Annotated in this window: 7 protein-coding genes; 3 read left to right on the top strand and 4 right to left on the bottom strand. The window is 61.0% G+C overall.

All coding sequences use genetic code 11. The features are described from left to right. The first annotated feature begins 26 nt into the window (after positions 1–26). Both HYT87_10680 and HYT87_10675 read left to right on the top strand, forming a co-directional pair. On the top strand, positions 27–1,718 hold the full coding sequence (locus tag HYT87_10680; protein MBI2060223.1) for a carbon starvation protein A: 1,692 nt from the start codon (positions 27–29) through the stop codon (positions 1,716–1,718). Positions 1,719–1,787: 69 nt separating this feature from the next. Beyond that, on the top strand, positions 1,788–3,962 hold the full coding sequence (locus tag HYT87_10675) for a carboxypeptidase regulatory-like domain-containing protein (protein MBI2060222.1): 2,175 nt from the start codon (positions 1,788–1,790) through the stop codon (positions 3,960–3,962). A gap of 74 nt (positions 3,963–4,036) precedes the next feature. On the opposite strand, the gene queG is transcribed toward HYT87_10675, so the two are convergent. From queG to HYT87_10655, 4 genes are read right to left on the bottom strand one after another with little or no spacing between them, the layout of a single operon-like run. Further along, positions 4,037–4,975, bottom strand: coding sequence for a tRNA epoxyqueuosine(34) reductase QueG (gene queG / locus HYT87_10670; GenBank protein ID MBI2060221.1), 939 nt, complete (start codon positions 4,973–4,975; stop codon positions 4,037–4,039). 15 nt (positions 4,976–4,990) lie between these two features. After that, complete coding sequence (locus HYT87_10665; protein ID MBI2060220.1) at positions 4,991–6,631, bottom strand: DUF342 domain-containing protein; 1,641 nt, start codon at positions 6,629–6,631, stop codon at positions 4,991–4,993. 6 nt (positions 6,632–6,637) lie between these two features. Then, positions 6,638–8,128 (bottom strand): hypothetical protein, encoded by a 1,491-nt coding sequence (locus HYT87_10660; GenBank protein ID MBI2060219.1) that lies wholly within the window; start codon positions 8,126–8,128, stop codon positions 6,638–6,640. Further along, complete coding sequence (locus tag HYT87_10655) at positions 8,125–9,726, bottom strand: DUF342 domain-containing protein (protein MBI2060218.1); 1,602 nt, start codon at positions 9,724–9,726, stop codon at positions 8,125–8,127. Before HYT87_10655 ends, HYT87_10660 begins: the two co-directional genes overlap by 4 nt. 66 nt (positions 9,727–9,792) lie before the next feature. On the opposite strand from HYT87_10655, the gene HYT87_10650 reads away from it, so the two are divergent. Further along, a complete protein-coding gene (locus HYT87_10650) occupies positions 9,793–11,283 on the top strand; it encodes an NADH-quinone oxidoreductase subunit N (protein ID MBI2060217.1) in 1,491 nt (496 codons plus the stop codon). Positions 11,284–11,315: the final 32 nt, after the last annotated feature.

Below are 11,315 nucleotides of genomic sequence, written 5' to 3'. Positions count from 1 at the left end.
GTCAGTAGGCCGACATTCTCAGCGCCATGTCGCTTCCGCTGTTTGCCGTCGTGATGCTGGCGCTTCTGATCGTCGGCTACACGCTGTACGGTCGAATCATCTCGCGGCAGTACGCGCTGAGCGATGCTTCGAAAACACCCGCCGAGGAGATCAACGACGGCGTGGATTTCGTTCCGACGAAGCCCTTCTATCTCCTGGGCCAGCATTTTAGTGCGATCGCGGCGGCGGGGCCCATCGTCGGGCCGATCGCGGCTTGCATCACCTTCGGATGGCTGCCGTGCATCCTCTGGATCGGCGTCGGAGTCATCTTCATCGGCGCGGTTCACGATTTCTCAGCCCTGGTGGCCAGTGTGCGCCATGGGGCCAAGTCGATTGCGGAAATCGTCCGTCAGAACCTCGGCAAACGCGCATGGCTCGCGATCATGGTCTTCATCTGGATCGCCCTCGTGTACGTGATTGTCGCGTTTGCGGACGTGACGGCCTCCACGTTCGTCGGGCAGACGGAGGAACTGGAGGGCACCACGGCCTTCAACCCTGGGGGAGCGGTGGCGGCTGCCGCCTCGATGTACCTCGTGATTTCCATCGTCATGGGACTCATTCAACGGAAATGGAATCCGCCGCTCTGGCTCCTCACGCTGATCTTCGTACCGGCCACTCTGGGCGTGGTGTTTCTGGGCACAAAACTTTCCACGCTCCTGATCTTCACCCAGAAAACGTGGGGGGTGACGATTCTCGCGTACTGCTTCGTCGCTTCCATCATTCCGGTTTGGCTCCTCCTCCAGCCGCGGGGCTACCTGGGCGGATTCATTCTCTACCTGGCGCTGGCGGTCGGTGTGATCGGCGTGTTTTTCGGCGGCCACGAAATACAGCAGCCGGCGTTCAAGCAGTGGACGGGCGCCAAGATGACCGATGCCTTGTTTCCGTTCCTGTTCGTGACGATCGCGTGCGGGGCATGCAGCGGATTCCACGGACTCGTGTGCTCGGGCACAACGTCGAAGCAGATCGCCCGCGAGTCGCACTGCAAGCCGGTGGGGTACGGAGGCATGCTCTTGGAGGGATTCGTGGCCGTGATTGCGCTTGCCACGGTGATGATCCGCGGCGCCGGGGAAGCGCTTCCAGGCCCGGGAAAGATCTACGGAGAGGGCATCGGAAGGTTCATGACCGTCATTACGGGGGAGGGGAGTCTCCGGTTCGCCATGACGTTTGGCGCGATGGCTTTTTCGACCTTCGTCTTTGACACACTCGACGTGAGCACCCGGCTCGGCCGACTGATCCTCCAGGAGTTGTTCGGGAGCCGCGGGGCCGTGTCCTCGGCCGTGGCCACGCTTCTCACCTTGACGGTGCCGTTCCTGTTCATCGCGATCCAGGCGCCGCCGCTCCCGGGACAGAAACCTTCCTATATGATGTATTGGACGCTTTTCGGAACGTCGAACCAACTCCTGGCGGCACTCACCCTGCTGGGCATTACGGTGTGGCTGAAGCGGAGCGGGAAACGGGTCTGGTTCACCGTGCTCCCCATGCTATTTGTCATGGTGGTTACCCTTTCGTCGCTCGTGATCCAGATCCAGGCCGCTCTCCAGGAACCCCCTTCGTTTTCGGCGGGTTTCGTCAATGGGATCGTGGCGATCCTGTTGACGGCTCTCGCTCTCCAGCTCGTCCTCGAATCCGCCCTCGTGCTTCTGAGGGCAAGGCCCCAACCCTCTCCAGCGCGGGGATAGGGCGGCCGGCTCCGCGTCAACGGGGCGCTCCGTTTGTTTGGGAACAGTGAGCACTCTATAATGTTGAAGGTGACGGCACGTCTAGCAGTCTATGTGGCTTGTCTCATCCTCCTCGCCCCGCGCGCGTTCGGCAAGACGGCGGAGGACTACACGGTTTACTCGACCGGGATCGCGGGCCAGGCGGGGCTGCTGCGTGTGCTGACGGCCACCAAAACTCCCGATGGCACGCTGACCAACCGGGGAAGCATGGGATACTTCAGGTGCCCCGGTCTCTGCGGTCGCAACACCTTCTTCAGCACTTCGGAAGGTCATGAGAGAATCGACGGGACGTTCTCCGCCACCTTTTCGCCCGACTTCGTGAAGAAACCGTTCGATCCCGCGGATGGATTCGAGTTTTCGTTTTCCTACATCGGGGCGTACCACGTGGTGGATGACATCAGCGCCGACACCCATCGCCCTTCGGCGGCCGTGGGGGACATCGAAGGGGGAGTGAAATACGTTCTGCCGAGACCGTGGCTGCCGGAGTTCCTCCACCTGGGAGTGAGCACCTTTGGGAAACTCTACAGCGCCCTCGGCGACGTCGGAATGCAGGCCGATTCGATCAGCCCGTCGGTCCGTCTCCTTACCACCGTGGATCTCCTCAAGTACGCCCCCGTGCAATTCCACTTGAACCTCGGTTATGGGATGGATAATTCCATGAAGATCTTCGATCCCAAGTCGCCGATACCGGACCGATCGCGGAGATTCGCACAGGGCGTGACGGGCGAGGACAGCGTCATCTTTGGGGCCGCTTTGGCCGCACCCCTGCCACGGGTGGTGCCCTACTTGGAGATCTACGGCTTGATCGACGCGGATGGCAGCGGGATCGACAGTTCCGGCGCGGCCGTCCCGATTCGGAACTTCCGCGAGAATCCCTGGACGATCACACCGGGGGTCCGGGGGTATTTCACGAAACGCGCCGCTGCCGAAGTCGCGGTGGACCTCGGCTATCTGAGCGATCGATTTCCGAGCTCGAGCGCCAACGCATCCAAGGCGCTGCTCGAGGACATCGTGCCTCCTATCCGGCTGAATGTGGCCGTCAGCTACAGCTTCACGCCCAAGATTCCGAAACTGATTCGGAGAGCACCCGTCGGCCGCATTCTTGGAAAGGTCGTCGATGCCGCTTCCAAGGAGGCCGTGGGTTTCGCGGTCCTCTCCTTTCCGGGGCGCGACATGGCCAATATCGCCTCGAACCGTGACTCTGGAGAGTTCGAGATCGAGAAGCTCAAGCCGGGGCCGTACACGCTCGTGGTTTCCCATCCCGGATACGAAAATGTGAGCTTGGATGCCGAGGTGAAGGCCAATCAGAACACCGAAGTCCAAGTCGAACTCAAGAAAGTCTTTACCATCGCCACGGTCACCGGTCGATTGACCGATCCGACGGGCCACCCCGTCCAGGGCGTGGTCCATTTTTTGAAGGCAAAGGAAAAGGTGCCGTCGACCTTCTCCACGGACCCCGCAACGGGCGTGTACTCCGCCTCTTTGCCGGAAGGGGAATTCAAGGTCCACGCGCAGGCCCCCGGCTTTCTCCCTTCGACGGATCAGGCCGCGGCGCTGAAGGCGGGCGAATCCTTCGAATTCAATTTCGTCCTCCAGCCCAAGCCCGAGCCGAAACTCGCAAAAGTCACCGAGAACAAGATCGAAATTCTCCAGACGATTCACTTCGAAACGGGCAGAAACATCATCAAGCCGATCTCTTTCCCCGTGCTCGACGATGTCTCGCAGATTCTTGTCGATCGAAAGGAGTTCAAGGTCCGGGTCGAAGGGCACACGGACAATGTGGGCGGGTTCCAAATCAACATGAAACTTTCTCAGGCGCGCGCGGAGTCGGTGATGCGGTACCTCATCGGAAAGGGCGTGGCTGCGGACCGGCTTGTGGCGGTGGGACTGGGGCCTCAGTTTCCCATTGCCGACAACACCACCGAGCGGGGGCGGGCGCAGAACCGCCGGGTGGAATTCATCATTCTGAGTGGAAACGTCAAGCTCCCCGTTCAGCTCCCGAAGCCGGCGGCGGCGCCGTCCTGGGTCACCACGGCGAAAGAGCCGTTTGCCCTGGTCTATGACGCGAAGGAGGGCAAGGCCGTGGCGCGTGCGAAAAAGGGACGGCGGTTTCGCTTTGTGGCGCGGGACGGGGATTGGATATCGATCCGCCTCCCCAGCGGGAAGACCGGATGGGTCAGGGAGGCCGACATCACGCTGGAGTAGCGGCGCGGCGCGGGCTGAAGCCCGCGGCTACCAAAACAGTTAGCATCGAGGGAAGCCAAGGGTAGGCGCAGGCTTTAGCCTGCGGCCTTGAGGCTCCGCCGGGCAATGTCCAGATTCCGCCTGAATCCCTCCCATTTCGGCCGTTTAACCGCACTGGTCCGGAAGATCTTGGAGAAACCTGCCTCGTCAAGGTTCTCCAGAGCAACGTCGCTCCATTCCATCGGCGCGTCCGAAAAGGCGGATTCCCGGCCACGGGGCGCCCGAGTGTTCCACGGGCATACATCCTGGCAGATGTCGCACCCGAAGATGTGAGTCCCCATCTTTTCCCGGAGCCCCGCCTCGATCTCGCCCCGGTGCTCGATGGTGAGATAGGAGATGCAGCGATTGGAGTCGACCACGTACGGCTCGACGATGGCCCCGGTGGGGCAGGCGTCGATGCACAGCGTGCAGTGCCCACAGGCGTCTTCCCCGGGTGGATCGGGGTCCAAGTCGATGGTGGTTAGCACCGCCCCCAACAGAATCCAGGAGCCGATCTCGGGGTTGATCAAGTTCGAATGCTTGCCGATCCATCCAAGCCCTGCCCGCTGCGCCCACGCCTTTTCCAACACAGGGCCGGTATCGACGTAGCCGAGCGAGGTGGATTGGGGTTCCTGCTCGCGGAGCCAGGCGCACAGATCGTCAATCTTGGGGCCCAGCACGCGATGATAGTCCGTCCCTTGGGCATACTTTGAGATGTGGTAGGCCCCCGTGCAGGCATCGGGATGAGAATAGTTCATGGCGAGGCTGATGATGGAACGGGCGCGGGGGAGGACCCGTGCCGGATCGCCGCGTTTCTCCGCCGTTCGGTCCAACCAAGTCATCTGCCCCTGACGGCCGGCCTCGAGCCAGGCGCGAAGCCGATCGGCCTCGGGCGTCAACGCATCGGCGCGGGCGATCCCCACGAGGTCGAATCCGAGTTCCTGGGCGCGTGCTTTGATTCGGTCGCGGAGAGGGGAGCGGGGCAGGGGGGACATGATCGCCGACTCGCGTCAGCGCGTCATGTACTTGATCTCTTTCTTCGCGCGATCCTCCATCAGGCGCACGTTTCGGCTTTCGCGGTCGGTGATCTGCTTGGTCGTTCCGATGGTGACGGTGACGCGGGGATAGAGCATCTCACGAACGAGCACGCTGCACTTCGAGGTGTCGACTTTCTTGCTGTCCAGCTCCGCGAGCGCCTCCGCGAGGGGGCGTTCCGTTTCCTTCAAGTTCCTCCAGGCCTCGATAATCTTCTGAATGGCGGGGCGCTTGGCCTCGGGCACCTTGGACAGATCGCCCGACTGGAGGATGGGAAGGGGCATGCTGGATTGGATGCGCTCGAGTTGGGCCTTGATGGAGTTCATCTGGGCCTGTTTTTCCTGGAGATCCCGTTCAAGAAAAAAATCCCGCCCCACCTCAATGGCCGTGGAAGATGAGAAATCGCTCCCGATCTTCTTGGCCTCGATGCCTTGGACCGCCTGGATCAAACCGCCCATGATTTCGCCCTTCCCTCCGATCGCCCGGACCCACCCTCCGGCCACGATCTTGGACTCAAGGATAACGTTCTTGACCTCCACGTTTCCCCGGGATTCCACGCGGGCCCGCTCGACGTACATGGCGGATACGTCTCCCTCGGCGATGATTTCACCCTTGTCTCCCCCCTTGACCCCGCTCTTAAGAACGACGTTGCCGCCTGCGTGAATCTTTCCCCCCTCTACGGTTCCCTCGACCAGGATGTCGCCCTCCGCATGAACTTCGAATCCGGCGCTGACACTTCCGCGAACGTGGACCGAACCCTTGGAGCGGATGTTGCCCGTGCTGTAGTTGACGTCCCCCTCGATGACCGCGGTCTGGGTCACCTCGATCCGATCGGCGTGGTGCGTTGGCGTTCCGTCCTCCTTGGCTCGGTACTCCACGGTCCCATCATCCTTCGGACTCACCACCACGCCCTTGCCGGCAACGAGTTTCGAGTCCTTCGCTTTTTCCATCTTGACGGCCTCGCCGTTGACCTTCCGCCCGTCCACGGCCTGAACAGGCGGCCGGCGAATAGCGAGAAGGTCCCCCCCGCGCACGCTCTTCAGAAAATCTCTCTCCTTGAAATCGATGTTTCCGGTCTTCTCATTCACTCGGCCCGCGGAGGAGGCCGAAATGTCGATTTTGAATTCGATCTCGGCGTCCCGCCCCGCTTTGGCCCTCTGGCCGACGGCCAGGAGGAGGCCCTCGAATCCGACGCCCTGCTCGATTCTTGAAATTGCGTCCTGGAGGGCTTTCTGGTCGATCCCGAAGGTCACGCTTCTTGCCTTCAAGGCAGCGGCGACCTGATCGCGGCCCAGCTTGCCTGCGGCCGCCTGCGGAGAAAACGAGAGGTAGGCCTGATAACCGTCGTCGCTCACGTTCAACGCGATGGGTTCCGAAGATCGCGGAGCGGCGGCAGGCGTCGCGGCTTTCTCGGTCTCGGGCGCGGCCGTCCGGGTGGATTTTGGCGCGACCTTGACGACGAACTTCTCACCCGCTCCGTGCGGCTCGGCAACGAGTTGGATGTCGACCTGATCGCGGGGGAGGTTGATCTGCTTGAGACCGGCCTTGACGGCCGCCGAGTACGTCTCCCCCTCACCCAGGATGAAATCGAGACCCTGATCGGGGGTATCCGGCATCGTGGCTTAGTAGAAGAAGGAAATCGTCAGACCCGAGGCCAGGATGATCCCCTTCGCTGTGAACGAGGGGTAGCCCGGATTATTCTCGAGGGCCTTTTCGATGTCGTCCTGGTTCTCTTCCTTTTCCAAATCGGCGGCGCTCATGCCTTTGAGTCCCATCGAGCTGGCGATGAGTTCCGACCGGCTCTTGTTATTCCTCCATGCGGGAAGCACCCGGAGTTGTCCGTGGAGATCAAGGCGCAGTTTCTGGTCCGGCGCGAACAGGTCGAGGACATGTACCCCCAGACCGATGGCCATGACATGCTCATCCGGCCAGAGCACGTTCGTCTCACCCGACTGTTTGGGGGCCGGTGAAGGCTCGAAGGAGTACCCCGTTCGCAAGGCCCACGCCGGGGCGGGCCGATACTCGAAACCGACGCGGGGCACCAAGGTATTCTTGAAATGAAACTCGATCGGGGGTCCGGCCACGTAGGGATCGATGACTTTGAGGAGATCGATTCCCGGGCCGGGTGGTAATTCCGGCTGCCCAAGAACGAGAATGGTCGGCGGGTAGGCCTTGTATTGGTAGTAGGTTACGTCGCCGGCTACCAGTACCTGGGTGGTTTGGAAGGCGAATCCCGCGGCGAGCTGTTCAGGTTCGTAGAATGTTTTCCCTTTCACCGGGAGATTGACTTCCAACGTTGAGGGGAGGCCGCTCAGAAGGGAGGATGGAATGGCCGATTCCTCGCCCTCCGGTGGCTTCAAGGCCGACGTGAGCGGAATTCCGATGTCCGTCTTTACGGGGCTGTCGATGCCCAGATAGATCTCATCCCGCCAGGCGATTCCGAGCCGCCAGTGCTTCGAAGGATACAGTTGGATGCCGAGAGCCGGGGCGATGGAGTAGTTGAGATCGATCTGAAAATTGTCGTCGGCTACGCGATTGTAGTGCGGGCTGTTGGGATCGCGTGTGCCGGACTGGATGGGAACCGTCGCGGCGATCGGTCCCCCGAACTTGGCAAACTGGTGCACGGCCACGCCCACGCTGAAGAACTTTCCCACCTTCCCGGCCAGGGCAAGTCCGGCGAAGATCCGGTTGATGTTCAAGTAGCGGGGATAATGTTCCTCTGTGCGCTGCGGCATCTTGACGAGAATGATTCCGGAGGTGGGCAGATTGACGAGGAAGCCGAACGCCAACCGGAATCGCTGCTGTTGCACAAACGTCTGAGTCCCGCCGAGGAGAAAGCCCTCCGGTCGCTGCTTGTATTCGATCTCCCGCGAATTGAATTTCAGGTTGGGCGTGGAACTGTAGTAGCTCAGTCCAACGTGGGCCTTCTCGATCTGGGTCAGTGCGCCGGGATTGTAGTAGACTCCGGAAAAGTCATCGCTCAGCGCCGTGTAGGCCCCGCCGAGGCCGATGGCCCGCGAACCGACGCCGAAGACGCTCATCGTGTCCGCCCGGGAGCGGGCGGGAGCAGCGCCGAAGGCCAGGAGCGTTGCGAGTGCGATAAGTCGTTTCACGCGGTTACGGTTCCTCTGAACCGGGATATAATGACATGCTTCTTGGGATCTTCAACAAATTTCACTTGTCTGAGCGCATCGTCGGTGACGAGCTTGGCATGACCGAGGCGGAGCTCGACCCTCGGCTCGATCTCTTCGAGGACGTCCACGGTCGCCGAAATCACGGTGTCCCGGTTGCCCATGAGGGCCACACGCTTGTCGATGTGTTTCTGTTTTTCGGCCAGCAGGTCCTTCCACGTTTTCGCCGCTTTCAGAAAGAGGCGTTGCTGGTATCCGGTGAATTTGCTCACGGCCGCATCGCCCTGGGACAGAAGATCCTTGGCGAAGCGGGCCTCCACGGCGTCGACCTTGACTTGGAGCTGTTCGATGACGCGTTCCAACTCCGCGATTCCGCGTTCCACGAAATAGTCGATCCCCGCCTCGATGACGGTGGTCACGCTGGTCATCTGGCCCGATCCGATCCGCTTCGCGACCACCCCCTTGGTGGCCGAAATGAATCCGCCCATGATCGACCCTTTTCCGGTGACGACCTTGACGGAACCGCCGCAGAGGACATGGCTGTCCAGAATGTCGTTGGCCACCAGCACGTCTCCCTTGGCTTCGACCTTGGACCTTTCGATGTACTTGGCGATCACATTCGCCTCTGAGTAGATGTAGCCTTTCCCGGCACCCTTGATTCCACCCTTCAGGATAATGCTCCCTTTGGCCTTGATGGTGGAGGCTTCGACGAAGTCGCCGACCTCCACGTCTCCTTCCGCCTCAATCGTAAATCCTGCAGCCACGCGGCCTTCGATGATGACCGGCCCCTTCGCTCGGATGTTGCCTACGGAATAGTCGAGGTCGCCCTTGATCTGCACGGCGGGCTGAACTTCGATCAGATTGCCGAGATTGACCGGCCGGCCGTTGACGAGCGAGACGTATTTGAATACGCCGTTTTCTTCCAGGACCTCGATGTTCTTCCCGGCGGTGAATTTCTTATCCTGGCCTTTGCGGGCCTTGAGCACCGAACCCGTCACGCTTCGGCCGTCTTTCCCGGCCGTCGGCATGGTCTTGGTGGCGATGACGAATCCCTGTCCCACCGACTTGACGAGGTTCCGTTCGCGGAAATCGATTTTCCCCGATTCATCGTTGACGATGCCGGCGACCGGATCGAAATCCATCTCCATGTTGACCAGGGCGTCCTTGCCGTCTTCAGGCAATTCCCCCTTGGCGATCAGGCGGTTGTTGACCTCCTGACCCTCGCGGGCGAGCTTGACCACCTCTTCCAGAACGGTCTGGTCGATTCCATGGGCGACGCGAGCCTCCTTCAGCTTGTCGAGGACGTCGTCCTTTGAGAGGTCCTTCATCAAGTCCGGATCCTTCTTGATGGAGATGTACGCCTCGATGTCGTCGGTGGAGACGGTGACGGTGATCGGATCGAGACCAAACGCCTCATCCACTTGGGTTGAAAGGTTGACCTCAGGGGCCGCGCCCCCTCCGCCGGGCTGCGGGGACGACGATGGGTTTTGCGATGGGGCCTTTGCATCGGGCGTGTTCCCCGGCTTCAGCAAGTCCGTCACCCGTTCATAGTAGCGGGGCAAACCGTGAAAATCCAGCATGGGAATTCCCGGGGAGATCCAAAAAGAAACATTTCGCCTCTTCTCCGTTGCGAAATGGGGTGCAACTTGGTATGGACACCCCGGCGGATCGAAAAAGTGACCACTCTCGACAACGTTCAGAGCCTCAGGCAACTGGGTCCCGAACTCATTCTTGGAACGGCCGCCCTGCTCTCGTTTTTCCTCGGTCTGGGATCGAAACGCACCGCGCTCGCGCCGGGGGTTGCGCTGGCGGCCCTCGCCACTGCCTTTATTCTCGTCTTGAGACAGTGGAATTCGGGAATCCCCATGGATCTGTTTGAAGGCCATTTGCGAATGGACAGTTTCACGCTCTTCTTCAAGGTCGTTGGCATTCTGGCCGTGGGATTGACGGTCCTCTTGTCCGTCCATTGCCGCGAGATGGAATCTGTCGCCCGCGCCGAATACTACTCTCTCCTCCTGGCCCTGGCCCTCGCCCTGTGCGTTCTCCCGGCGAGTGTTCACCTCGTTTCGATCTACCTCGCCTTCGAGTTCATCAGCTTGACGTCCTACATCCTGACCGGCTTCCTGAGGAAAAATCGCTGGTCCGCCGAAGCGGCTCTCAAGTACGCTCTCTACGGCGCGGCCGCCTCCGGCACGATGATTCTTGGGTTCTCCTACCTGTTCGCGCTCACGGGCACGCTCAAACTCCCCGAATTGTCCGCGGCCCTGGGCTCCGGACCCATCCCGACGCTCCCCTTGATGGCGGCCCTGGGCCTGATCGTGGCGGGAATGGGCTTCAAAATTGCCGCCGTGCCTTTTCATATGTGGTCGCCGGACGTTTACGAAGGGGCACCCACGCCGATCACGGCGCTTTTTTCGGTCGGACCGAAGGCGGCGGGCTTCGCTGTGCTGGTCCGGTTTGTCCTTACGGCCTTTCCCGTCGGTTCCGAAGCGGCGGGGGTGACCGATTGGCGCGCGCTCATGGCCGTCCTGTCCGTCGCTACGATGACGGTGGGAAACCTGCTTGCGATTCAGCAGACCGACCTCAAGCGTCTCCTCGCTTATTCGAGCATTGCGCACGCGGGCTACATGCTCATGGGATTGGCGGCGGCGAGCCAAGAGGGAGTGACGGCGATCCTCTTCTACCTCGTCGTTTACCTCATCATGAATGTCGGCGCCTTTCTCGTGGTGATCGTTGTGGGGAATGCGCGGGGCGACATGACGCTGAAAGCGCTGGAGGGGCTTGGCTGGGTGCCCTCGGGAAGTCTCCTTGCGGTCGGCTTCGTGATCTTTCTATTTGCGCTCACCGGCCTGCCGCCGACAAGCGGCTTCATCGGGAAGGTGTACCTGTTTGCCGCGGTGATCCATCAAGGGTACTACCTGCTCGCCGTTCTCGGGGCGCTCAACACGGTGCTCTCGTTGGTGTACTATGCGCGGATCGTCAAGATGATGTTTCTCGTCCAACCCAAGGAGCCGGTGGAGGTGGCGATTTCGCCGGTTCAAAAAGGTTCCCTCTGGGCGCTCGCCGGCCTGACCCTGGCCCTCGGCCTCTACTGGCGCCCGCTGATCGAGTGGGTCGGCCGGATCCGGTTGCAATAGGATTGCAGGCCGTTTTCTGCTAGGACACTTGC

The organism is Nitrospirota bacterium (assembly GCA_016180645.1).
Classification (GTDB): Bacteria; JACPQY01; JACPQY01; order JACPQY01; family JACPQY01; genus JACPAV01.
The sequence above is the reverse complement of the archived record's forward strand: the minus strand, read 5'-3'. Positions and strand labels throughout refer to the sequence as shown.